Here is a 24,323-nt window from a genome sequence, read left to right as displayed (position 1 = left end):
CTACTTTCAATCACGCATGGCTTTCGTTCGAATAACTTGTAGTTAGAACATCTTCTAGTATTGGAGTTTCCATTGCATCGCTATAAAACAGAAGCAAATACATTAATCAGATTAGCGACCCCCGTTCTCATCGCCTCGGTAGCCCAGACTGGGATGAGCTTTGTTGATACCGTCATGGCGGGCGGGGTCAGTGCAACGGATATGGCTGCGGTGTCGATTGCAGCGAGTATCTGGTTACCTTCCATTTTATTTGGTGTTGGTCTACTGATGGCTTTGGTGCCTGTTGTCGCTCAGCTCAATGGTTCTGGAAGGCAACACAAAGTGCCATTTGAAATTCAGCAGGGAATTGCCATGGCACTTATTATCTCAGTGCCAATTGGACTGGTTCTGTTACAAACCAAACCTATTCTGGGATTAATGGATGTTGAACCCTTAATGAGCGAGAAGACTATTGGCTATATGCATGCTGTCATCTTCGCTGTTCCCGCTTTCCTGTTGTTTCAGGCGTTACGTAGCTTGACCGACGGGATGTCACTAACAAAACCCGCTATGGTCATTGGGTTCGTTGGCTTACTGCTCAATATTCCACTTAACTGGATCTTTGTTTACGGCAAATTTGGCGCTCCGGCATTAGGTGGTGTTGGCTGTGGAGTGGCTACCGCTATTGTGTATTGGATTATGTTTGCCATGCTGTTGTTCTACGTGATGACATCCGAGCGCCTTGCAAAAGTAAAGGTGTTTGATTGTTTCCATAAACCTAATCCAAAAGCCTTAGTACGTCTGTTTAAGCTAGGCTTTCCCGTGGCTGCAGCCATGTTCTTTGAAGTTACACTGTTTGCTGTCGTAGCGTTACTTGTTGCTCCTTTAGGTCCACTTGTCGTTGCTGCACACCAAGTCGCTATCAACTTTTCCTCATTGGTGTTTATGCTACCGATGAGTGTTGGTGCCGCCACAAGTATCCGCGTTGGCCACCGTCTCGGCGAAGCAAATGTAGAAGGTGCGACTATCGCCTCTCATGTCGGTCTTATTGTCGCAGTGTCATTGTCCTTATTCACAGCACTACTCACCGTACTGTTTAGAGAACAAGTCGCATTACTCTATACTGACAACAAAGCGGTAATTGAGTTGGCACTTCAGTTGTTGCTATTAGCGGCGGTTTATCAAGTAACAGATGCTGTTCAAGTTGTTGCTGCGGGTGCGCTGCGCGGATATAAAGATATGGCCGCGATCTTCAATCGCACTTTCATAGCATATTGGATTTTAGGGTTACCACTTGGCTACATTCTTGCCATGACGGATTGGATTGTGGAGCCAATGGGTGCACATGGATTCTGGGTGGGCTTTATTATCGGTCTTACTTCTGCAGCTATAATGCTTGGCGTCCGATTAAGGTGGATGCACCGACTCAGTGACGATGCTCAGTTAACACTCGCGGCAAAATAGCCGTTATCAACAGGCCCGTTTTTGGGCCTTTATTTCATCCAGTCATTCCACTCTATCTCTGACGTAACGAGCAAACTTTGGCACACCATTATTTGTATAGCCGTTATAGCGGAATGTAATCTTTGAACCCACTGAGGGTGGATCCAGCCTTATTTCATCACTGAACCCGCTACCAATATAAAACTGCTTGCCAGACTTTAGCTGGACTAGCAGTGCCCCCATTTGGCCTTTGTATTTACCATTCCCTACCTTGTACCCAATGACGATAGCTTCTGCATCTTGGTGCTTTTTCAGTTTTAGTAAGTCGCTACTGCGTCCCGCTTGGTAGCGGCTGGAGATTTTTCGCAGCATCAAACCTTCGCCTTTAGATCCATCAACTGTATCCAAATAGCCAAGCAACTCCTGTTCGTCTTCAATTGGAGTGTGTTCAATGTATTTAATATGGTCGCTTTCAAGCGTATTTACCAAATGCACAAGGTTGAAGTAGCGCTTTTTGTAGTCACCCGCAGAATGAGGAACATCAAACAGCATAAATTTAATTTTTTTCCATGCCGTATCATTTGGTGTTCTGTCTAAAACCGTTTGCTGGACTATATGAAAGTTCCCACGCCCCGCCCATAACTCACCTTCTAATGAATACTCTGGTAACCCATCTGTAAACCAACCAGGAGCCACGATCTGCTTTCCGTTTCTGGTCATAAGTTGGTTTCCGTCCCAAATTGCTCTGATGCCATCAAGCTTTTCACTTTTCCAATACTCTGAAGTATCTATACCTGAGTTGTATGATACGGCGAGCGCTACGGGCAGTGACTCGGCTTCGACGTTTTGAACTTGGGTCAGTGCTACCAATGCAGACATGACGCTGAGCGCAACCGTAGAGATTCTGATATCCATAATCTATATCCATACCTAACAATTACAGAACAATGACTCATATACATCTGAATGAGCAAGGTAAATGGAAAGCGTATTCGAGCCACCTCTAGCTGTCGGCTTAGTTACGTAACACGTTATTGCATACAAAAGCGATCGAGTTGCCACTACTCCCCCGCTACTTTTTCTGATTGTCATTTTGAGATAACTCTTTTCTCAATTTGAGAAACCGTTCTCCAATGCACATATCTCATTGATAAATAAGGTCTTATTATTTGGCACATAATCTGCTCTATACATATCAACAAACCGAGGAGATAAAATTATGGAACTTCGCAAAATTGAAACTAACGACACCATCATAACTTGGGTAATCAACGGCAATCTAGATGCAAACGGTAGCCGCCACGCTCAGCCACACATTGATGAAATACTATCGGAAGATTCTTCGCGTGAAATTGAAATCGACTTTAGTCAGGTGCAGTTTCTAGATTCTTCTGGCGTTGGAGCAATCGTTTACCTATACAAACGCCTGGTCGAACGTCAGCGCAACATGCGCATTGAGAACGTTTCAGGTCAGCCTCTTGAGATCATGAACCTGTTGAGGATTAACCAGGCAATACCTGTTAACTCTCAAACTCACTAAAAACTATAAAAACACTAACAAAGGACGTTGGCATGAACTTTTTAATCAAGCACATAGCCCTAGCTGCATCTATAGCATCTGTTGTTGGGTGCTCTAGTTACCCAGAAGAAGGGCGTGGAGGACTGGGTGAAGATTATATCCAATCGAATTTCACCCCAGTAATGCCAGACGAACCACTAGGCCCAGAACACGGATTACGCTTTGACTGGCAACTGACAAAACTTCATTTAGATTCTTTAATCAGAGAAGGCGCTCGTTGGTGCTTCCCTGCAGCTGTAGTACAAGCGCTTGAAAAGCAGAATCGTATAGCGCGAGAGCTTGAGGGCGGTCTGCTGTTGGATGCAGCAAATGATATCGTCATTCAACGTAAACGCCTGAATGAACTTGAGCTTCAACTAAACTACGTGACTTCGCAAACCAGATGTGTTCCGCCAATAGATGAGAACGCATTCCAACAACGTTTAGCCATGATCGATAAACTGTATAACCTGCTTAACGCAGACAACCAATTTGCCTTCAACTCAATCGAAGTCAACCCTAAGTACATGGGACACTTGGCACGTGCTGCAAGCATTTTAAATGACAACCAAAACCTCAACCTTAAAGTGACCGGTCATGCTGATTCTGTCGGTGATGCCCAATCCAACCAAAAGCTTGCAATGGGTCGAGCGAAACAGGTGAAGCGTTACCTGATCATTTTTGGGCTTGGCCCAACACGAGTTGAAACCCAATCTGTGGGCGACACTCTTCCTCTCTATGACGGAGAGTCTGAAGGTGTAAGACTGACCAACCGCCGCGTAAGTATCGAAGTGGTTGATACGCAAGAGCAAGCTGAACAGCGTTTGCAAGGAGGCTACAATGAAATGGACTAATTTAATTACCATATTCCTATTAACCTCACTGCTCTCTTATGCTCAAGCAAATGAAGTACGTGTACAAATTGGTGATCTGATTCAAGTAAACCTGCCGGGAGAATCTTCGCTCAACAAAGGCTTTCAAGTCGATAAGCGCGGCCGCATTACTTTACCTGAAGTGGGTGCACTATACGTCGCTGGTTATAGCGAGCCTCAACTAGAAAAAGCGGTGAAAGATTCGTTGGAAAAGGTATACCGAGACCTTTCTTCTGCTTCTGTTTATATCGCTGAGCAGCAGATTTTGCTCTCTGTTCAAGGCTATGTGAATTCTCCTGGCGAATATACTTTGTCGAAAACTTCCGACATTCAGATGGCCATCCATGCTGCAGGCGGTCTTCGTGCAGGTGCCCAATTGAATAACCTTTTCATCAAACGCGGCAAAGACAAGATTAAGTTTAACTATAAAACCTTTCTAGACACGGGTGATGAAAGCCTGCTTCCAGAGCTAGAATCGCTCGATACGATTTTTATTCCTGCGTCACCGCTTGTGGGTAATATTGAGCAGGAGTTTGACGCTAACAAACTCGCCAATGCCGGTGACAGCGCTGATGGTCGAACGGCGATTAAAGTGTTTGGTGAGGTTAACGCACCGGGTTCATTTAGTTTCAAAGCAAACACCGACCTTGTTGACGTCATCATGCGTGCAGGTGGCGTTACTCGCTATGCCTCAGTTGAGCAAATACGAGTGATTTCAGATAACACACCTAAACTCTTCAACCTCAAAACGTACCTTGATAGCGGTGATGTGTCGCTATTGCCCACGCTAACTCCTGGTACAACTATCTTTGTTCCTAAACAAGAAGAAGAGATAAAAGCAGGGGCGAATGTGGTTTATATCATGGGCGAAGTTGCTCATCCGGGCGCTTATGAAGGCAAAAAGAACGCTTCTTTTATGGATATTCTTGCCAATGCCGGTGGCCCGACTCGCTATGCGGAATCACGCCAGATCCGTGTTATCAAAGCAGGCGGAAAAGTGATCAAATTCGACTTAACCGCTTTCACCGAGGGCCTAACGCGCAAAAGCCCACCAGCAATCGGCCCCGGTGATGCTATTTTCGTACCCGAAAAAACAGACATGAATGAAAAGTCTTGGCTGAAAATTGCACCCAGCCGCGCGGTCAGCGTTATTGGCGAGGTAGTCCGTCCCGGACGTATAGAATGGTCTGATGAAATGGACCTTATGGATCTACTCTCTCATGTTGGTGGCCCAACTCTGCGAGCTGACACCTCAAAAATTGAAGTAGTGACAACAGGTAACAAGCTACACATCTTTAACCTAGATGAGTTCATACTAAATGGTGCTCCTAACGGCCAACTACCAACCATAACAGCGGGGACAATTGTTCGAGTTCACGATCTGCCACAAGATCCATCAGACAACAAGTCTCAATGGGTACGCCAAAGTTCAGACGCGTCTATCTATGTATTTGGTCAGGTTAACGCACCGGGTCGCTACCGTTTTACCAAAGATATGCACTTCTTAGATATCTTATCTGCGGCAGATGGTCCAACTAAAGATGCCGACATACACAATATCCGTATCACCCATCGTGACAAAACCTATTCAAAAGTAAGTAAGCTTAACCTTTCGCTATACTTTGAAACCGGCGATGAAAGCCTACTGCCAAATGTCACAATGGGCGACACTATTTACATTCCTGAAAAAGACAAAATCTGGCTGGATCGCTCGAAAGAGTCCACAGTGCGTGTGTTGGGCGCGGTAAACAGCCCTGGTCGCTATGTATTTGATGACAACATGACCGTACTCGATTTACTCGCTGAAGCCGGTGGCCCATCAGAACGCGCATTTCTTGAGAAAATTTCGATTGTGAATATGTCTTGTTGTCAGGGACAGGCACGAACATTTGACCTTATTGATTTCAGTAAAACGGCGAATATTTACAAGCTTCCCGTGCTACGTGCTGGTGACACCATTTACGTACCTGATCGCAACGAAAGCTTCCTAGAAAAAGCACGTGTTGGTCTTGAAGACATTCTGCGCTTAACGACAACTATCGTTCTAATAGGAGCACTGTAATGATTATTCCAGCAACGCATACAGAAATAGAACAGATCTATCTTGCTGCTGAGATAAGTGGTAGTCGCTCACTGTGTATCACAGCATGTCAATCAGGTGACGGTGTCACATCTATAGTTGCAGCGCTTGCAGAACGGTATCTACTTGCCGGCCACAGAACATTAGTCGTTGATCTCAACACCTTCCATCCTTCCTTTGAGTGTATAGACATCACGCCAAGTAACGATAACGCACTTGGTTTACTTGTTGAGCACGCTTCAACTCATCAGTTGTTTACTGGGCTCACTGTGCCAAACAACCAAGCAGCCCTTTTGGCTTTTAAAGATCCAGCTCAGCTACAACACTCTGTTGCTCAATGGCTGACTCAATATGACCGTGTAATCTGCGATACGTCTCCTCTACTTCATATCAATAGAGGAAATATCCCCGCTCAAGTTGTTGCTAATGCCTGTGATCAGACGGCTTTAGTGGTTATGGGGGGTAAAACGTCTTCGGGGCAACTAGAAAAAGCAATGCAACTTATCAATAGCCCCTCTATTTCACTCCTGGGCTCAGTATTAAATCTAAAGCACCAAGCGACGCTTGCTCAGGAAATCGTACGTGAAATGAATCGACTCAAATTCATCCCCAAAACTTGGCGAGATAAGTGGGCAAACAAAATCCTTACCAACGAATTTCTGGCTCAGTCAGCATAGGAGTTGCTATGAGAACAACCATACTTGCTCTATCTACCCTATTATTCTCTTTGCCTACCTTAGCAGAGACGCTGACATTTGGTGTTGTCCCGCAGCAATCAGCAAGTCGTCTCGCTAAACAATGGGAGCCTATAGTAGACACTCTGAGTGCGCAGACAGGCTACAAGATTACATTTAGCACTGCCCCAAACATTCCAGAGTTCGAAAAGAGGCTGTCTGAGGGTAAATATGATTTCGCCTATATGAACCCTTACCACTATACCGTCTTTAGCCAAGTGCCTGGTTATAAAGCGATCGCTAAGGCAAAAGATAAAAGAATTAAAGGCATAATCGTAGCGAGAAAATCAAATGGCTATGAATCACTGAAAGACTTGCAGGGTCAAACGCTCGCCTTTCCTTCACCAGCTGCATTCGCCGCAACTGTATTAACCCAAAGTGATCTAAAAAGCGCCAATGTAGAGTTCGAATCAGACTATGTTTCTTCTCACGATTCGGTTTATTTATCCATCGCGAAAGGTTTCTACCCAGCGGGTGGCGGCGTGATAAGAACATTCAATTCCTTGCCTGATGTGGTCAAATCTCAGCTTGAACCCATTTGGACGACGAAACCTTATACACCTCACGCTATCGCTTACCACCCTAGATTGTCTAAAGAGCAGGCTGTGGCCATTCAGAAAGCATTGATCTCACTTCAAGATACCCCTGAAGGTGGACAACAGCTGCAATCACTTAACATTAAAGGTTTTGAAACGGCTAATGATTCCGATTGGGATGACGTAAGAGCACTTAATATTCAGATACTTGAGTAACTGGAGGCGATTATGACACTGCGCTCGAAGACAATATTGGGTATTGCACTCATTGAAATAACTGTGTTGGTTATTTTGGTTATCAGTGCCATGAGTTTTCTCTCTGATTCAAATGAGAAGCAGCTTATTCAACGCGCGAACTCAAGCGCTGTCATGTTCACCCACGCAGCTAAAGATGCGGTTCTATCAACCGATATCGCAACGCTCGAAGACCTAGTCCAAGAATTCATGACGCTGGAAGATGTGGCTTATGTGCGCGTACTTCGTGATGGTAAAGAGATGGCGTGTGCCGGAGACAAACAACTTCTCCAACGATCGATGTCTAGCGATAGTTCTTTAAGCGGTGTTAGTGATGGTATCTTCGACCTTCGTACCCCTATCGAGAACAGTGGTACCATATACGGCTATGTGGATATTGGATTCGAGACCCACCCGATAAAAGCAATGCTTGATGAGGCCCAAAAAGCCATCATCAGTATTGCCACCATCGAGGTCGTATTAGTTGCTGTTTTCTCCTTTATCCTTGGAACGTATCTCACCCGAAATCTTACTCGTTTAACTGCAGCGGCCAATACGGTTGGCAAACATGGACCAGGCTTCCAACTCAACCATCACTCTCAAGATGAGCTGGGTGAAGTAACCAAAGCGTTCGATGAAATGTCTGCCAAGCTAGAAAAAGACTACCAGGTGCTCACCGAAGCTCGAGAAGGCGCCGAACAAGCCAACGATTCAAAAAGTCGCTTCCTAGCTTCAATGTCTCATGAGATACGTACGCCAATGAATGGTGTACTTGGGATTCTAAATATCCTTGAGGAAACCAAGCTAACCGCTGAGCAGCAAAAACTAGTCAATACTGCTACGGAATCGGGGCACTTTTTATTATCGGTTATCAATGACATCCTAGACTTCACTCGAATGGACTCCAATACCTTAATTTTAGAGGATAAACCCTTCGATTTTCGTCATTGTGTTGAAAGTGTTGTCGACTCTTTCTCGCCTGTTGCAGCGAGTCAGAACTTAATCCTGCACTGTTACATAGAAGGCACTGTGCCAAGCCAAGTATGCGGTGACCAAAATCGTGTTAAGCAGATTTTGCTCAACCTGATTGGTAATGCAATTAAGTTTACCCATGAAGGTAGTGTCACTATTAAGGTACGTGCTGAGATTCAAGACCAAAACAAGGCGAAGGTAATCTGCCAAATTCAGGATACAGGTATCGGTATAGGTAAAAGCGCCGTTGAGTACCTTTTTGATGAATTCACTATGGTCGACCAAACCTATTCTAGGAGCAAAGAAGGCTCTGGACTTGGCCTCGCGATTTGTCGTCGCCTTTGTAACTTAATGGAAGGGGACGTCAGCGTAGAAAGTGAACAAGAGATCGGTAGTACCTTCACATTTGACATTACCCTCGCTATTGCCGATGACTTAATTTCGTCCCCGACCTCAGAGCTAAAGCGACAAGAGTTGCTGCGACCTGATGCCCGAATCCTTGTCGCCGAAGACAACAAAGCCAACCAGCTAGTCATCCGTGAGATGTTTAAACGTGTTGGGCTATCGGTCGATATCGCCGAGAACGGTAAACAGGCAGTATCTATGGTACAAGAATACCAGTATGACCTGATATTTATGGATATATCTATGCCAGAAATGGATGGCATGGCCGCGTGCAAAACCATTCGCCAACTTAACGATGTTCATACTTCTGAGTTGCCAATAATCGCTCTTACTGCGCACTCGCTAGCTGGAGACAAAGAGAAATTTCTTGCATCTGGTATGGACGATTACCTTTCAAAACCCCTAAGGTTGTCACAACTAATTGAAAAAATTAATCTATTCTTAAATGACGATATCGAACAAGATCAAGTTCATACATTGGAGTCAACACAATCAAATAAGCAACACGATGAACATAAAAAGCAGCAACCGAAAGTAAACAATCAACGCAAGGACACGGCAAGTTTGGAACTGGTAGACGAACAAATCTTACAGCAGATGATCGAAGACACGAGCGCAAAAGTTATCCCACTACTCATCGATCACTACGTAGAAGAGTCTGAGCAGCGCTTGGCAAAAATATACCAAGCCATAGATGGTAGAGACAAAGACACCTTAGAGTTTGAAGCGCACACTTTAGGTAGTTCCGCGCTGGCGCTAGGTAATCGGACCTTGTCCAATCTAGCTCGGAAAATCGAACACATGTGTTTGGACGGTCAACAAGAACAAGCCTTTTCACTTAAGCAGGAACTAGAACTACTTGCCCAACAATCATTACAGGCACTGGAAGAGCGAAAACAACAAGGGTTCACCGAACCAACACAACAATAAAGGCTTAAAATAGGACATCATAATGAAACCAAAAGTACTACTTATTGAAGACTCGACTTCGCTTGCCATTTTGTATAAGCAGTATGTAAAAGATGAGCCCTACGACTTGTTTCATGTCGAGACAGGTAAAGAAGCTATCTCCTTTATAGAAAGAAATGTTCCTCAACTGGTTATTCTCGATCTCAAGTTACCTGACATGGATGGTGAACAGATTCTCGATTGGATCAATGACAATCAAATACCCACTTCTGTTGTTATTGCTACCGCACATGGCTCTGTCGATCTCGCTGTAAACCTTGTTCAGAAAAGTGCTAAAGACTTTCTTGAAAAACCCATTAATGCCGATCGCCTAAAAACGTCAATTGCTCTCCATCTTCAACAAGCGAAACTCGAGCACCTAGTTGAAGACATTGAAACTAAGTTCGACAGAAACCGTTTTCATGGTTTTATTGGGTCTAGTTTACCAATGCAAGGGGTTTATAAAATCATTGATTCAGTCGCACCCACTACAGCTAGCGTGTTTATTGTTGGTGAGAGCGGTACGGGTAAAGAAGTGTGTGCTGAAGCTATTCACAAAGAGAGCAAGCGCAGAGACAAGCCATTTGTTGCAATCAACTGCGGCGCCATTCCAAAAGATCTGATGGAAAGTGAGATATTTGGTCATGTTAAAGGCGCATTTACCGGCGCGACCGCAGATAGAAAAGGCGCAGCATCCATGGCGAATGGCGGTACTCTTTTTCTAGATGAATTGTGTGAGATGGAATTGGAGATGCAGAAAAAGCTCTTGAGGTTCCTACAAACTGGTACTTTCACCCCACTAGGGGCAAACAAAGAAATGAAGGTCGACACTCGCATCATCTGTGCAACTAACCGAGATCCTCTAGTTGAAGTTGAACAAGGACGATTTAGAGAAGACCTTTATTATCGTGTACATGTTGTTCCTCTTGATATGCCGCCTCTTAGAGAGCGCGGAAATGACATCCTTACTTTAGCGACGCACTTCCTTAAACTTTATGCCAAAGAGGACGGAAAGAAATTAAACGCAATTCATCGTGACGCAGAGTCGACATTAAAGCGTTACGCATGGCCAGGTAACGTCCGCCAATTGCAAAATATCGTGCGTAACATTGTAGTACTGAATGACGACAGCCATCTACGCTTAGAGCATTTGCCAGATCAGGTGACGTCGAGTCGCAAGTCTAAACCAACCACTGCGGTTATGCCTGCTTCAGTTGTATCTAGCCCTGTACCTCAATATAGTGAAAGTGAGGAAACAGAGGGTATCGTACAAGCAGGAGTACCTGAATCACTCAATGATAGACCCGTCACCATCAGGCCGATGTGGCAAATCGAGCGGGAAGCTATTCAGCAAGCCATCGATTATTGCGACGGCAATGTTCTAAATGCAGCGGTTTTATTGGAGCTTAGCCCTTCAACCGTCTATCGCAAGAAACAAGCTTGGGAGGCAGAAGATGAGCAGCAACTCGTCTGATGAAGTTTGGCTTGTTATCGACAGCTTAACTTTTGGTGGTATTGAAACTCATGTGCTTGAGCTTGCTAAAGGGCTCAAGCAGTTTCAAATTCCAGTGACGGTACTATTTCTTTGCACATACCCTGAAAGGCAACTACTCGAAGAAAAACTAATATCCAACCAAATTCCTACTAAGCATTTAGACGGTGATAGCAATAGCTATTTCAAAACACTGCTTCATTTCGTTCGCATGCATAGACCTGCCCTTTTACACGCTCATGGATACAAGGCGAGTATTACAACTAAGCTGATTCGTTTGTTAACGGGTGTAAGACAGATTTCAACCTACCATGCGGGCGAGACTCCTTCGGGCAAGGTATGGTTGTATGACTTTATTGACCGCTTCACTTCGTTTGTTTCAAATCACTCGATTGCTGTTAGTGACAAAATTGCTGAAAAACTTGTTTCTAGAACGGTTTGTTTTAATAACTTCATTGATACAAGGGAAACTCAGCATTCAAAAGGAACGCAAATTGCTTTTGTGGGTCGACTCAGCCACGAAAAAGGACCAGACAGATTTATCGAACTTGCAAACGCGAATAGCCTACTTAAGTTCGATATCTATGGTTCAGGCGTTCTCGAAGATGAACTCAAACAACTTGCGACCGATAATGTTCGTTTTCACGGCCACCAGAACAACATGAATGCCATTTGGCCAAATGTTGGTGTTTTGGTCATTTGCTCTCGGTATGAAGGCTTACCTATGACAGCGTTAGAGGCCATGGCACGCAGCATACCCGTCTTCTCTCTCAAGGTCGGCAACATGCCTAGTTTAATTAATCATCAGACAAACGGTTATTTGGTCAATAGCATGGATGAGTTAGGCTTGGTTTTAACCAATTTCCTTTCCCAAGATGAAAAACAAACAGCCCAATTAAAACAACAGGCAGTCGAAACCATAGAGCAGAGCTTCTCTCAATCAGCGGTCATTCCCCAGATACTCGAACTATACTTTCATAGCACTCAATCTGATTGTCAAATTGAGAAATAATCTTCCTCAAATTCAAGAAAGTCATAAAACCCCAACAAAACAACAACTTAAAAAACCCCTCTAATTGGCACTCCATTTGCGTTATCTAACTCAATAAACCTATTAATCCGTTTTATGAGAAAGTTACGTAAGGGGTCAGCCATGAAAAAGAAGATTCTATTTGTACATTATGGTGACGATTGGGTTCGAGGCAGTGAGAAATGTCTGCTTGATCTGATTAAGTACATGCGTAATCGCAGTTACGAAGCATTCGTGTGGACAAACAATCGTGAGCTTTCAAAACAACTAGAACTGTTTAATGTTCCAAACGAACTCGACAGTTTCCCACTGTTGCTCGGTTGGAAAGCGCCTAAGTACAATGTATCAAGCTGGCTCGGTCTCATTGACTATGGACAAGAATTAATCGAACGAGAGGAAATTGACCTCGTTCACATCAACAGCGGCGCTCCATGCCAATGGATGTTAGCGGCTGCGCGTCTGAAAAAAGTCCCTTTGGTGACTCAACTGCACTGCCCTTATCCTGCAAGAGACCGACTTACTCTCGGGTTGCACCTATCCCCGCATATTATCTCTGTAAGCAACTATGTTGCACAATCTATTGTGCGAGACGGATACCCAACGGAGAAAGTCTCAATAATTCACAATGGTATTGATACCGCTGCGCTTACCGCTCAAGAAAAAGTTGATGTACGGCAAGAGCTTAACATTCCAGGTCAAGATTTCATATTCGCTACGGTCGGATCCCTGATCCACCGCAAAGGCGTCGATCGAATCATGACGGCAATGCGCCATGTCGTTCTAGAGTACCCAAACGTGAGCCTTGTCGTCATTGGGGATGGTTCGATGATGGATAAGCTCCACCATCAAGCTGAATATCTACACCTTGCTGAGCGCATTCATTTCGTGGGAGAGCAAACCAATGTCGTTGGATGGTTAAAAGGATGTGATGCTTTCATCAGTGGTGCTCGAAGCGAAGCATTTGGTCTTGCTGTAGCAGAAGCAGTTCTCGCCAAAATCCCTGTTATCGCGCCGTTCGAAGGAGGAATCCCTGAGTTTATCTCACATGGTAAGACCGGCGTACTCTACCCAAATCATGGGGTTGGTCCTATCGCAAAATCTATGCGTATTCTGGTCAACAATCCGCAGCTTTGCAGCAAACTAGGGCTAGCGGGCTACGAGCATATCACTAAGCACTATGATCTCTCTGTCAGTTGCCGAAAAATCATCAATGTTTATCGTGACTTACTTGAACAGCCGTTTGTCTCAGAGCGTTCTATCTTCAGCACTTTTTCACCAATTAAGACCTACGTAGCGAATCGCCTTTCACTAGGAGGTCAGCATGGCTAGCAACAAGAACAAAACATTGATTTTTGACCCTATCACGTTCAAAGGCGGTTCTAAGATTGCGACCAGTGACGCGCTTAATGTTTGCCGAGTCACCAGCAATGAATTTATTGTGCTGACCGTCGATCCAGAGTTCTGGAAAGCGACAGAGTTCTATGCCAAACACAATGTCACTTTACGCAAAGTTTCTGCGGTTTCTTGGCTGATGAAAAAGCATAACGGTGCCTTCTACTGGTTAAACCAACTCTACCTTTTGCTCATTATGCTCAAAACCATGGTGATGGAACGCGGTATAGCCAAAATAGTGGGCGCTTCCGGTCCTGGAATCGACATGCCAATGTACTTTCTTAAAGCTTTCTTAAACATTGAAGTCACCCAATTTATCCACGGTAATGTGGGGCTATCACGCTCTATCGGCTACTGCCTGACAATAGCAGATGCAGTTTTCTATTTGCCATCTACTCGCAAAAGTCTAAAGGTTGCTCTTGAAGCCTATCTTCAACACGCAACAAAGATTGAAGATACCTCGGCCTTAGCTGAAAGCTATTTAAAATCCTCAAGCTATCAGTCATTTGTTAATGGCATCCCTGCGCAGCGTTGGCCTACAGAATGTCAGAAGAGTGTTCCTATCTGCTTCTGGGCCGCTTCGCTGTTAAAGTGGAAAGGTCTCGATACGCTTATTGAAGCCTCCAAACTTGCCGCTCGCTGTAAACCTATCGCGCTTAATGTTTGCTTTATTCGCCCCGTCGACACCTGTCTACCAGTGTCTAAGGCGCCAGTGTTACTAAAACACACAGAATGGTACGAAGATCCTGACAATCTTGATGAAATCAGAGGCCAGTCTAACATCTTTGCCTCTACCAGCTGTAACGAACCCTTCGGTCTTTCAATCCTAGAAGCATTAGCCGCCGGTATGTGCGTAGTGATCCCACAAGACGGCTCCTTCTGGGATCAGCAATTGACGCACAATGAAAATTGCATCAAGTATCAACCAAACAACGCAGATTCATTGTGTGATGCTCTGCTTTACGCAACGAACGATAGCCAAGCATTTGAACGTTGCTGCACAAACGCCCGAGTCGTCGCTGAACAATACAAAGCTGAATACCGCTATCAGAGATTTGCGCAGCATATAAACGGTGACATTGTCACATCAATGATTCGTGCTTGTGACTAGGGTCTTTTGACCGAAAAATGGATAACTGATTGGAGATTCGCTATGAACACAGAACATATTAAAAGCATTAGCCTATACGCCGTCAGCTTGTTCTTAATTAAAGGTGTATCCCTGTTCACATTGCCTTTGATGGCACACTATTTATCGCCATCTCAAATCGGTCACTTAGAGCTACTAGGGGTCACGACTGTGTTTTTCAGCCTCATCGTCGGTCTCGCCATGCATGAAAACCTTTATCGCTTTATCGGCACAGTCAGTAGTAAAGTAGTTAGAAAGAGAAAGGCATCTCAACTGTACAGCGCAACACTTCTTCTCTCTATGTCTCTTAGCGCTTTGTTGCTCATAGGTTACTACTTATTGCCTTTCAAAGCGGATTCGATCACTCATGAACAAGTCCTATTTATGGCGTTGGTCCTCTGCTATGAAGCTCCTTTAGCGATAAGTCTAGCGTGGCTTAGGCTGCACAATCAGGCAGGGTTGTTTTTTAAGATTTGTGTCAGCACTGTTATTGCCCAAGTGTCATTACTTATCATCGCGTTGTTACATAAGCCTGATGTGACGGTGATATTCGCGCTTAACGTCATTTGCACATTCGTACAGTTTCTGTTTCTTCATATCTATATCAACTTCCCGCTTATGCTGCCTAACAAAGAGCGCATTAAACGATACATTCGATACTCGGCACCGTTAATGTTATCTGGGGTTGTTGCTTTCGGATTAAGTGGCGCAGAGAGATGGCTGATTGCAGGAGCAACAAACTTAGAAACTTTGGGTATGTATGCTATCGCAGCTAAGTTTGCGTTGGCTGTCGGTATCCTAATTCAACCTTTCCATATGTGGTGGATGCCAAAAAGATTTGAGGCAATGGACAACAAAGGCGCCGGTTACGTCGCCAACGTCACGACGCAAGGCGTGGTATTGTTGTGCGTCATTTCGGTTACCGTCGCTTGGTTAAGCCAAATTTTTATTACAATCGCCCTACCCGAATCCTACCAACCCGCGGTCGCTTTGGTAGGTATGACCATTACTATGATGCTTTTCAAAGAGCTCGTTGAGCTGACGAACTTCGGTATTTTGTACAAGAAAAATACCACTCAACTGTTATATATCAACGTTACATCAACAGTTTTAGCCTTCATCGTTTGCTTCGCTTCCATAGAATCAGGTATAGAGGCAATACTTTGGGGACTGATTGCCGGGCAGCTTTGCCGTTTCTCTCTTACAACCTGGTTTAGTCAAAAAGCACAATACCTCAACTATCAAACTGCTAATATCATGGCACTGTTGATGCTAACTGCGTTATTTCTACTAACCAGTCGTTACCATCAAAGTCTAGAAATTTCCCTGCTAATGCTACTTCTTCAACCGTTAGGTATTGTTGCTCTTTCGCTGCGTTTTCAGTTGATTTCGGGTGTCTATTTAAAGACCTTAACTCATACTGTGCATCGCTATTTGGGTAAATCACTATGAATAGCTTCCACCGTTCAGCGCCTATAACAATGATGACAATGCTTAGCTTAGGTTTGACAATACTCTGGTATCTGATGCCACACCCTGCACTTGTAGTGGTCTTGTGCTTTATTCCTTTAGCAGCACTATTCGTGCTTAACCAAGCATTTTGGTTGGTCAGTCTGTTTGTGCTGTTTTCGTTCTTTCGTATTCACGAAGCAGTTCCTGCACTTTATTCACTTAAAATTCCTCTACTTCTGTCTTTAGGGGCGCTTTCGGCATTAATGTGGCATACCCTAGTTAGCAGGCAACTGCAAACATTCTGGCACCCTAGCATGACATGGTTAGCCTTGTTTTGGGGCTTGGTAGTCGTCGGAATCGTGCTCTCTTCAAACCCAGGAATCGCAATTACTTATTTTAAGAATATTTACTGGAAAATCATTGTCATGACGCTCGCTATCGCATGGTTAGTGAACACTGAAGATGCGGTTCGTAAAATAGCCACACTGATTATCTTGGCTGGTGGACTCATTGCGGTAGTTGCTTTATACAATTCATCAGCGGGCATAGGGTTAGTCGAAGGCACTAGGGTTACAATCGGTCGTCAGTTAGGTTCAGTACTCGGCGATCCGAATGATTTATCGCTAGTGCTAATGTTCCCTCTCGCGTTCGCTATTAGTTTTGCCTCCACCGAAGGCATTGGCTTTTCACGTGTACTCGGGATAATAGGGCTTGTTCTTTCGATGGCAGCGGTTATCGCTACTCAAAGTCGCGGCGGCCTACTGGGTTCAATAGCCGTGTTTGGCATATTTGGTCTTCGACTTATACGCTCTAAATCACTACTTATTTTCATCGGAGTGATCGGATTAGCCATATTATTTGCAGTCGCGGGCATATCAGATCGCCAATCGGGGGGAGCTGCAGAAGCAGGCATCGACGCATCTGCGATGGGCCGTTTATACGCCTGGGAAGCGGCATTTAAAATGGCACTAGACAATCCCTTTAGCGGCGTAGGATTAAACAACTTTTACTCTAACTATTACTACTATAGTTCGCACTGGGACGGACTTAACCACGCCGTACACAGTACCTGGTTTGGCGTACTTGCTGAAATGGGGTTCCTAGGACTGATCGTATTCATCGGCATTATTTTTTCGTTAGTCAAAACCAGCAGAAAAACTCTTTCACTATTGTCTGAATTGAAGCACTCCGTTTCTCCATACCTAACAGCTACCGCGCTTGCAGTTTATGCAGGTGTTATTGGCACCGTGGTCTCTGGCACCTTTTTAACTCAGGGTTTTACCTGGCCTATCTACATACTCGCGGCTTTATGCATCGCCATTTCTCGAATTACTCAAAACCATTCTCAAATTGAGAATCTTAGCAAAATCACATCCTAACTATCACTATCTAATTGTTTTAATAGATTTTATATTTTGGCACATTACGTGAAGTAGTCCTTAAACAGTTTAAAAGTAAAGGACGAAATCATGTTGGCTCAACAGTTAAACCATTTCAAAGTCTGGTTGCAGCACCACGAAAAACCCGCATATCGCAAATTGTTTCTCATTTTGAAAGCGAGTCGTGCATGCGACATCCCGACGCCAAAGCTATTAAATAAATTCATTGGTGTCGCCTATTCAACTTGTACTTCTATTTGGGGTAACCTCTTACGCGTCTCTGTCCACACACCTGCATTTAAAGGTCGACTGTCTAAATACGGCAGAGGCCTCTATTTGTTTGGTGGCGTGCCTTTTGTTTCTGGCCCTCTTTCTATCTCGTTAGGTGACGATTGTCGTATCTCGGGTCAATCGACTTTCAGCGCTAGGCCCCAGTCGGAGAGCCCGCAACTTCTTGTCGGTAGCAATGTCGATATTGGTTGGCAAAGTACGTTTGCGATAGGTCGTAGGATTGTCATTGGCGACAATGTTCGCATCGCAGGTCGCGCCTTTTTATTTGGATATTCTGGCCACTCTTTAGATGCACACCTTAGAGCCAAGGGCTTTGGAGATTTAGATTGTGATGTCGGTGATATCGTTTTGGAGAAAGATGTATGGCTTGGTACCAACGTTACTGTCTGCCCAAACGTCACGATTGGTGAAGGTACCATTGTTGGCACCGGGAGTGTCGTGACCAAAGATCTCCCTGCACATGTCGTGGCCGCAGGTAATCCGGCAAGAGTCCTACGTACCCTTAACAACGAAGGAGTTCATCATGCGTGATCTTATTGTTTTTGGTGAAGACTTTGGTGGTTTACCATCCAGCACTCAACACCTTGTCACACGATTGGCAAAGCAGCGCAAAGTACTTTGGGTAAATTCTATTGGATTACGCCAACCTAAGCTTACACTGCACGATATCAAGCGTGCATCGAACAAACTTTTGGGTAGAAGTAAGGGCGGGTTCAGCGACCACAACGCTCAATTAGCAAATATCACCGTCGTTAATATTAAAACGATTCCCGCTCCTAGGTCTTGGTTTGCACGCCAGCTAGCTAAAACGATGATATGTTCTCAGTTGATACCAGTGATTAAAAAGCTTGGGTTAAACAAGCCAATACTATGGAGCTCTCTTCCTACCACTGCAGACCTGTGTGGAACACTTGGAGAATCCGCTATTATTTACTATTGCGGTGATGACTTCTCATCACTGGCTGGGGTTGATCACGAAGTTGTTGCAACGCATGAAGGCAAGCTTGTCGAACGCGCTGACCTCATCCTTGCTGCTAGCGCGAATTTGCTAGCAAAGTTCCCTCAAACCAAAACGCACTATCTTCCTCATGGCGTCGATACGCGTCTCTTCAGTACACCAACGGAGCGAGCAATAGATTTGCCTTCTGGAGATAAAAAGATAGCAGGTTTTTATGGCAGCTTATCCAACTGGTTGAATTACGAACTTATTGAACAAGTTTGCTTAGATAGTCCCACTTGGCAATTCGTATTTATCGGTCCAATAGAACTCCCTTCTAATCCGTTGCCTAAATTGCCAAATGTACACTACCTTGGTCCTAAACCACACAATGTGCTACCAAGTTACAGCCAACATTGGGACGTAAGTTTATTGCCGTTTAAGTCTAACGGGCAAATTACTGCATGCAGCCCTTTAAAACTGCTCGAGTATTTAGCCGCGGGTAGCAAGATTATCGCCACCCCATTTCCTGCCCTCTCTCCTTATCGACAGCATGTTACTGTTATTAACAACGATCGGCAGTTTACACGAGCGCTTAACCAATTAGGTTCAAGGTCGGTAAACCAGGGCCAACTGTCAGTTGCCGGAGAAAGTTGGGACGCTAGAGCGCTTAAACTTAATAGTATGTTGGAGTCATTATGAATGAGCTAAAAACGAGGTTTATCGTCATACTCAACTCAGCATGGCGACAGCGCTACACAATCGTAGTACCGATTCTAATTCTTCCTTTTGTCGGCTATTTCATTGGAAAGGTAGCTCCAACAAACTACGTATCACATACCTCAATGCTGATTCAGGAAACTGCCAAGATGAACCCTTTTCTCGAGGATATTGCTGTTTCAACCATGTTAAAGGAACGACTCAATGCGCTAAGCACGCTACTTAAAAGTCGTCATGTCCTAACTGCTGTAGCAAAAGAGCACGGTTTGATAATTGATACGATGCCCCCAGCGGAACGCGATTATATCATCAACAAGCTTTCAAGCAGCCTGACGGTCACTCAACCGGGTAAGGATTTTCTTGAGATCACACTGACAGCATCTCAACCCGACGGAATGAAAGCGCTTTTGGAGTCCATCAGTGAGCACTTTATTGAACAGCTTCTTGCTCCTGAACGCTCTTCAATTCAAGACTCTTCAGAGTTCCTCGCAATTCATATTGAAAAACGCAGAGAAGAACTTGATTTTGCTGAAAATGAACTTGCAGATTTTAAAAACCGCTACGCGTCTGTCACGCCTGAAATGCAAAGTCAGGCGTTAGGTAGACTCGCCTCCTTAAAGCAAAGCTATGCTGAAAAAAAGGCGGAACTTGCAGGTGTCGAACGAAGTTTGGGTTCGCTCGACCAACAACTCTCTAAGACAAACCCAGTGGTGGGCAAAATTGAAGATCAGATCATTGAAATACGCAGTGAACTAACACTGCTGAAAGCAAAATACACCGAGAGCCATAGTGCAGTTCAAGGCAAAGAACGCGAACTGCGACGCTTAGAAAATGAGCGCACCATTCTGCTTCAAATGGAACAACCCAACATCAGCAGTGATCAACTATGGGATATTGCCAGTAGCAATAAACTGAAGGATTTTGGTGAAGTCCAGCCTTTGCTAGTTACCCAATTACAAAGCCTACAGTTGGTTCGAGGTCGCTATGAGTCACTGACAGAAGAGACCAAAAGCCTTAAAGAAATGATCGCCCGACTCGAACAAGAAGCGAATAGATTTGGTGACAATGCAAAAACAATGCACCGTCTGGTACGAAATGCAGAGATTAAACGCGAGCTGTATGACGAATTGATTCAACGTTACGAAATGGCTCAGCTAACCGGATCTCTAGGCATATTTGAACAGAACAAACGCGTCAAGATTATCGATCTCCCATACACCCCAAGTCGCCCTACTAATTTACCTGTGATTATTTTCGTCATCGCGGGTTTAGTTGCTGGAATTGGGTTAGGTGCGGGCATCGCAATCTTGATTGAGCTCTTTGACTCTTCGATTAGACGCAAAGAAGACATCGAAGCAATCACGCGAGCTCCAGTGATTACCCATATTCCTAGGATCAAACCTACTCAATCATAAAGATTTTCAATTTGATATCAGCTTGAGAACCAACCAAACATCACCATAACCCATTGAAATGATAGAACTTAAAACCTGGCATACTATGTGCTTTACTACTCTAAAGGAATTATTCATTTAGGAGCTAGTATGAGCACACCTTGCAAAACTATTATCCATGTGGTTCAACACCTCTCTCCCGGGGGCCTAGAGGCGCTTGCGCTCAATATGCTGGCTTTTTCCAACCCTAAACAGAAAGTAATTATCATTAGTTTGGAAGGAACAAAACAAAAGTCTATCTCCAAGTGGTCAAAGTTAGAAGCAGTGGAAAGCCAACTGATCTTTCTAAACAAGCCTTCTGGCTACAGTATCAAGACATTGGTACAACTGTTCAGACTGTTTCGAACGTTAAAGCCTAGTGTGGTACACACTCATCACATTGGCCCAATCCTTTACGGCTCAATTGCTGCTCGTTTAGCTGGAGTGAAAACCAGAATACACACCGAGCACGATGCGTGGCATTTATCGAATCAAAAACATCGCTCTCTACAAAACTTTGCGTTGAAAATTGCTAAGCCTCGAATCGTTGCCGATGCTGCGTTGGTAAGAAAGCAGATTCATCATCACTTTGACTACCAGGACGTCACAGTAATAAGGAACGGAATCGATTGTGAACAGTTTATGCCAGGCTCGAAACAGTTGGCTCGTCAAGTCCTAAGGCTTCCTGTTGATAACACGATTATTGGCACTGCGGGTCGTCTTGAAAAAGTGAAAGGACATGATGTTTTGATTGATGCGTTGACTTTGCTACCTAATCACATAGAGCTGGTGATTGCAGGAGACGGCAGTCAACGAGCTAAACTAGAAACTCAGGTTAAACAACTAGGTATTAGTCACCGAGTTACCTTCTTAGGTCTCGTCGATGACATGACCCGATTCTATCAAGCATTAGATTTGTTCTGTTTGCCTTCACGGAGCGAAGGCTTTCCACTCTCCACATTAGAAGCTCAATCATGTGACATTGTCACGCTGGCAAGTAACGTTGGCGCGACAAACGAAACACTCTGCCCGAAAACGGGGCAACTTTTTGAAAGTGAAAACCCTCAGGCGCTTGCTGCGAGTGTCAGCTTAGCGATTGAAAAAAAACATACTGACTCTCCAAGATGTTTTGTACTTCAAAACAATGACATCAGAGACATGATGAAAGCTTATGAAATGTTGGCAGAGGAGAAAAGCGCATGATCGATTTAGTACTCACGATTCTATTTGTGGTCAGCTGCCTTTTGGTTATCTATCACCATGTTGGGTACCCAGTGCTACTTTCTTGGTACTCAAAGCAGCATCCTTTTAAAACGATAAATCACCGTAGTCGTGGATTCAAAAGTATTAAAGGGGACAGAGCTTGCGCGACAATCACGATTTTGGTTCCCGCATTCAATGAAGAACAATGGATCGCGGATAAAATTCGCAATTTATCTTCGCTTGATTATCCAAAAAACAAATACAAGGTAATCATCGCCTGTGACGGGTGTACAGACAGTACTGTTGCGATCGCCGAACAAACCATTCAAGAAGCGATCTGTTCGGATACCTATTTTGAAATAAGAGCATTCGAAAACAATCGTGGAAAAGTCGCGGTCGTCAACGAACAGATGAAGACCATAACAAGCGACATCACCGCTTTGAGCGATGTCTCAGCACTTGTTTCTATTGATGCATTGTGGGTTGCCAACAAACACTTTCATAATGAACAGGTTGGCGTGGTCAATGGCCATTACCAGCTGTTTAAACCGGGTAATGAAGGCGAAGCATGTTATTGGCAATATCAGAGTAAACTCAAGATGCGCGAAGCGACCTTAGGTTCAACGCTAGGCGCACACGGAGCTTTTTACCTGTTTAGAACTCACCTGTTTGAATCAATGAGTACTGACACTATCAATGATGACTTTATGATTCCTATGTCGATCGTTCGTCAAGGTTACATTGCAGAGTATGAGCCCCAGATGGTTGCACTAGAGATGGAGGCAACAGACGAGAAAGACGACTTTAGTAGAAGACTGCGAATTTCCGCAGGAAACATGCAACAAGCGATCGAACTTTGTGAGATGTTCTTACCAAAGTACAAAAGCGTTGCGTTTGCATTCCTTTCTGGAAAAGGGTTAAGACTCATCACCCCTTACCTACTGATATTCTGCTTAATCAGCTCAATTGTCATGATGGACAACCCGATCTTTATGGCAGCATTGATCGCCCAAATAGCGCTCTATTCACTAGCAATACTTAGTCATCAATTGCCATACATTTTTAGTCATAAAGCCTGCAAACTGCTGCTTTATATCGTTGCAGGTCACTGTGCAAACTTCATCGGTGGTATGCGTTACCTATTCGGTCTTGAATCAGGAAAATGGTCTCGCGTAGGCCAATAAGGAGATTATTATGAGCAACGTATCAACACACATTTCAATTTGGTTAGCAAAACGTCTGTTTGACCTATTTGGCGCGCTATTTGGCTTGCTACTGCTTTCTCCAGTCATGCCTTTTATCGCACTGACGATAAAACTGAGCTCTCCTGGTCCTGTTTTTTATAAACAATTGAGAGTCGGTAAATCAACACCGGAAAAGATGGTATTTTTTGAAATCATTAAGTTTCGCACCATGTACCAAGATGCCGAGCAACGCACTGGCGCTGTATGGGCGACAGAAAACGATTCAAGAATCACCCCTGTCGGACGCTTCCTGCGTAAAACGCGCCTAGACGAGATTCCACAATTATTTAATGTTGTTATGGGTGAAATGTCCTTAATTGGCCCTCGCCCAGAGCGGCCAAGTTTTTACAGCAAACTAGAGAACGCGATCCCTTACTTTGCTGACAGAACTTACGGTGTAATGCCTGGGATCACAGGTTTAGCGCAAGTAAACCAAGGTTACGATACCTGTATTGATGATGTTCGTAGAAAGGTTGGCTATGACCATAGTTACGCACTTTCATTGTGCTCAATGAAGTCATGGTTAAGCATGGATATGAGCATTATCACTAAAACCATCGTGGTTATGTTTGATGGTCGAGGACAATAGCCATTAACAGACCGAGATATGTACGTGATTTAATGCACATTTTTTAACTGGCAATGCGTAAAACAACAACAATTCGATTAGATATAAAGCAAACGAGTAAAAATCGAAGAAAATGCGCTTGCACGATTGAATAACTCTCGGTAACATCCCTCTCGTTCTTAAGGAATGGGTCCGTAGCTCAGTTGGTTAGAGTACTACCTTGACATGGTAGGGGTCGGCGATTCGAGTTCGCCCGGACCCACCAAATTTAGTCCTTCAGGACGATCGCAAA

20 protein-coding genes and 1 tRNA gene are annotated in these 24,323 nt (G+C 44.4%); 20 read left to right on the top strand and 1 reads right to left on the bottom strand.

Going from position 1 to position 24,323, the window contains the following annotated elements:
• Positions 1–72: 72 nt before the first annotated feature.
• Positions 73–1,443, top strand: a complete 1,371-nt coding sequence (locus APB76_RS00590) for an MATE family efflux transporter (protein ID WP_054963058.1) — start codon at positions 73–75, stop codon at positions 1,441–1,443.
• A 42-nt stretch (positions 1,444–1,485) separates the two neighbouring features.
• Here the strand turns inward: APB76_RS00590 and APB76_RS00585 are convergent, their stop codons facing one another.
• Positions 1,486–2,337, bottom strand: a complete 852-nt coding sequence (locus APB76_RS00585; RefSeq protein ID WP_054963057.1) for a DNA ligase — start codon at positions 2,335–2,337, stop codon at positions 1,486–1,488.
• A 304-nt stretch (positions 2,338–2,641) separates the two neighbouring features.
• On the opposite strand from APB76_RS00585, the gene APB76_RS00580 reads away from it, so the two are divergent.
• The 19 genes from APB76_RS00580 to APB76_RS00490 all read left to right on the top strand — a co-directional run bounded on the left by APB76_RS00580 (position 2,642) and on the right by APB76_RS00490 (position 24,296).
• Positions 2,642–2,962 (top strand): STAS domain-containing protein, encoded by a 321-nt coding sequence (locus APB76_RS00580; protein WP_054963056.1) that lies wholly within the window; start codon positions 2,642–2,644, stop codon positions 2,960–2,962.
• Positions 2,963–2,994: 32 nt separating this feature from the next.
• Complete coding sequence (locus APB76_RS00575) at positions 2,995–3,834, top strand: OmpA family protein (protein ID WP_054963055.1); 840 nt, start codon at positions 2,995–2,997, stop codon at positions 3,832–3,834.
• Entirely contained in the window at positions 3,821–5,914 is a 2,094-nt protein-coding gene (locus APB76_RS00570; RefSeq protein WP_054963054.1) for an SLBB domain-containing protein, read from the top strand. The genes APB76_RS00575 and APB76_RS00570 overlap by 14 nt, the downstream gene beginning before the upstream one ends.
• The gene (locus APB76_RS00565; protein WP_054963053.1) at positions 5,914–6,609 is read left to right on the top strand and encodes a P-loop NTPase family protein; all 696 of its coding nucleotides are present in this window, start codon (positions 5,914–5,916) and stop codon (positions 6,607–6,609) included. Before APB76_RS00570 ends, APB76_RS00565 begins: the two co-directional genes overlap by 1 nt.
• Positions 6,610–6,617: 8 nt before the next feature.
• On the top strand, positions 6,618–7,418 hold the full coding sequence (locus tag APB76_RS00560; RefSeq protein WP_054963052.1) for a phosphate/phosphite/phosphonate ABC transporter substrate-binding protein: 801 nt from the start codon (positions 6,618–6,620) through the stop codon (positions 7,416–7,418).
• 12 nt (positions 7,419–7,430) lie between these two features.
• Entirely contained in the window at positions 7,431–9,743 is a 2,313-nt protein-coding gene (locus APB76_RS00555) for a response regulator (RefSeq protein WP_054963051.1), read from the top strand.
• A 22-nt stretch (positions 9,744–9,765) separates the two neighbouring features.
• A complete protein-coding gene (locus tag APB76_RS00550; RefSeq protein ID WP_054963050.1) occupies positions 9,766–11,235 on the top strand; it encodes a sigma-54-dependent transcriptional regulator in 1,470 nt (489 codons plus the stop codon).
• The gene (locus APB76_RS00545) at positions 11,216–12,265 is read left to right on the top strand and encodes a glycosyltransferase family 4 protein (RefSeq protein WP_054963049.1); all 1,050 of its coding nucleotides are present in this window, start codon (positions 11,216–11,218) and stop codon (positions 12,263–12,265) included. The genes APB76_RS00550 and APB76_RS00545 overlap by 20 nt, the downstream gene beginning before the upstream one ends.
• A 141-nt stretch (positions 12,266–12,406) precedes the next feature.
• Positions 12,407–13,612: a glycosyltransferase family 4 protein gene (locus APB76_RS00540; RefSeq protein ID WP_054963048.1), complete on the top strand. Its 1,206-nt coding sequence runs from the start codon at positions 12,407–12,409 to the stop codon at positions 13,610–13,612.
• Complete coding sequence (locus APB76_RS00535; RefSeq protein WP_054963047.1) at positions 13,605–14,786, top strand: glycosyltransferase family 4 protein; 1,182 nt, start codon at positions 13,605–13,607, stop codon at positions 14,784–14,786. Before APB76_RS00540 ends, APB76_RS00535 begins: the two co-directional genes overlap by 8 nt.
• Positions 14,787–14,828: 42 nt before the next feature.
• Positions 14,829–16,256: a lipopolysaccharide biosynthesis protein gene (locus APB76_RS00530; protein ID WP_054963046.1), complete on the top strand. Its 1,428-nt coding sequence runs from the start codon at positions 14,829–14,831 to the stop codon at positions 16,254–16,256.
• On the top strand, positions 16,253–17,635 hold the full coding sequence (locus APB76_RS00525) for an O-antigen ligase family protein (protein ID WP_054963045.1): 1,383 nt from the start codon (positions 16,253–16,255) through the stop codon (positions 17,633–17,635). The genes APB76_RS00530 and APB76_RS00525 overlap by 4 nt, the downstream gene beginning before the upstream one ends.
• 90 nt (positions 17,636–17,725) lie before the next feature.
• Positions 17,726–18,457: an acyltransferase gene (locus APB76_RS00520; protein WP_054963044.1), complete on the top strand. Its 732-nt coding sequence runs from the start codon at positions 17,726–17,728 to the stop codon at positions 18,455–18,457.
• Complete coding sequence (locus tag APB76_RS00515) at positions 18,450–19,565, top strand: glycosyltransferase family protein (protein ID WP_054963043.1); 1,116 nt, start codon at positions 18,450–18,452, stop codon at positions 19,563–19,565. The genes APB76_RS00520 and APB76_RS00515 overlap by 8 nt, the downstream gene beginning before the upstream one ends.
• Entirely contained in the window at positions 19,562–20,998 is a 1,437-nt protein-coding gene (locus APB76_RS00510; protein ID WP_054963042.1) for a GumC family protein, read from the top strand. The genes APB76_RS00515 and APB76_RS00510 overlap by 4 nt, the downstream gene beginning before the upstream one ends.
• Before the next feature lie 129 nt (positions 20,999–21,127).
• On the top strand, positions 21,128–22,219 hold the full coding sequence (locus tag APB76_RS00505) for a glycosyltransferase (protein WP_054963041.1): 1,092 nt from the start codon (positions 21,128–21,130) through the stop codon (positions 22,217–22,219).
• Positions 22,216–23,403: a glycosyltransferase family 2 protein gene (locus APB76_RS00500; protein ID WP_054963040.1), complete on the top strand. Its 1,188-nt coding sequence runs from the start codon at positions 22,216–22,218 to the stop codon at positions 23,401–23,403. Before APB76_RS00505 ends, APB76_RS00500 begins: the two co-directional genes overlap by 4 nt.
• A 10-nt stretch (positions 23,404–23,413) precedes the next feature.
• Complete coding sequence (locus APB76_RS00495) at positions 23,414–24,052, top strand: sugar transferase (RefSeq protein WP_054963039.1); 639 nt, start codon at positions 23,414–23,416, stop codon at positions 24,050–24,052.
• A gap of 167 nt (positions 24,053–24,219) precedes the next feature.
• Positions 24,220–24,296 (top strand) — tRNA-Val (locus APB76_RS00490).
• Positions 24,297–24,323 lie beyond the last annotated feature (27 nt).

The sequence above is a fragment of the Vibrio bivalvicida genome, from assembly GCF_001399455.2.
In the GTDB taxonomy this organism is placed as follows: domain Bacteria; phylum Pseudomonadota; class Gammaproteobacteria; order Enterobacterales; family Vibrionaceae; genus Vibrio; species Vibrio bivalvicida.
The sequence above is the reverse complement of the archived record's forward strand: the minus strand, read 5'-3'. Positions and strand labels throughout refer to the sequence as shown.

What these genes read in the sequence shown, in the direction of transcription:
- APB76_RS00585 (WP_054963057.1), bottom strand. Translation starts at nt 2,337, where the DNA reads ATGGATATCAGAATCTCTACGGTTGCGCTCAGCGTCATGTCTGCATTG.
- APB76_RS00580 (WP_054963056.1), top strand. Translation starts at nt 2,642, where the DNA reads ATGGAACTTCGCAAAATTGAAACTAACGACACCATCATAACTTGGGTA.
- APB76_RS00575 (WP_054963055.1), top strand. Translation starts at nt 2,995, where the DNA reads ATGAACTTTTTAATCAAGCACATAGCCCTAGCTGCATCTATAGCATCT.
- APB76_RS00570 (WP_054963054.1), top strand. Translation starts at nt 3,821, where the DNA reads ATGAAATGGACTAATTTAATTACCATATTCCTATTAACCTCACTGCTC.
- APB76_RS00565 (WP_054963053.1), top strand. Translation starts at nt 5,914, where the DNA reads ATGATTATTCCAGCAACGCATACAGAAATAGAACAGATCTATCTTGCT.
- APB76_RS00560 (WP_054963052.1), top strand. Translation starts at nt 6,618, where the DNA reads ATGAGAACAACCATACTTGCTCTATCTACCCTATTATTCTCTTTGCCT.
- APB76_RS00555 (WP_054963051.1), top strand. Translation starts at nt 7,431, where the DNA reads ATGACACTGCGCTCGAAGACAATATTGGGTATTGCACTCATTGAAATA.
- APB76_RS00550 (WP_054963050.1), top strand. Translation starts at nt 9,766, where the DNA reads ATGAAACCAAAAGTACTACTTATTGAAGACTCGACTTCGCTTGCCATT.
- APB76_RS00545 (WP_054963049.1), top strand. Translation starts at nt 11,216, where the DNA reads ATGAGCAGCAACTCGTCTGATGAAGTTTGGCTTGTTATCGACAGCTTA.
- APB76_RS00540 (WP_054963048.1), top strand. Translation starts at nt 12,407, where the DNA reads ATGAAAAAGAAGATTCTATTTGTACATTATGGTGACGATTGGGTTCGA.
- APB76_RS00535 (WP_054963047.1), top strand. Translation starts at nt 13,605, where the DNA reads ATGGCTAGCAACAAGAACAAAACATTGATTTTTGACCCTATCACGTTC.
- APB76_RS00530 (WP_054963046.1), top strand. Translation starts at nt 14,829, where the DNA reads ATGAACACAGAACATATTAAAAGCATTAGCCTATACGCCGTCAGCTTG.
- APB76_RS00525 (WP_054963045.1), top strand. Translation starts at nt 16,253, where the DNA reads ATGAATAGCTTCCACCGTTCAGCGCCTATAACAATGATGACAATGCTT.
- APB76_RS00520 (WP_054963044.1), top strand. Translation starts at nt 17,726, where the DNA reads ATGTTGGCTCAACAGTTAAACCATTTCAAAGTCTGGTTGCAGCACCAC.
- APB76_RS00515 (WP_054963043.1), top strand. Translation starts at nt 18,450, where the DNA reads ATGCGTGATCTTATTGTTTTTGGTGAAGACTTTGGTGGTTTACCATCC.
- APB76_RS00510 (WP_054963042.1), top strand. Translation starts at nt 19,562, where the DNA reads ATGAATGAGCTAAAAACGAGGTTTATCGTCATACTCAACTCAGCATGG.
- APB76_RS00505 (WP_054963041.1), top strand. Translation starts at nt 21,128, where the DNA reads ATGAGCACACCTTGCAAAACTATTATCCATGTGGTTCAACACCTCTCT.
- APB76_RS00500 (WP_054963040.1), top strand. Translation starts at nt 22,216, where the DNA reads ATGATCGATTTAGTACTCACGATTCTATTTGTGGTCAGCTGCCTTTTG.
- APB76_RS00495 (WP_054963039.1), top strand. Translation starts at nt 23,414, where the DNA reads ATGAGCAACGTATCAACACACATTTCAATTTGGTTAGCAAAACGTCTG.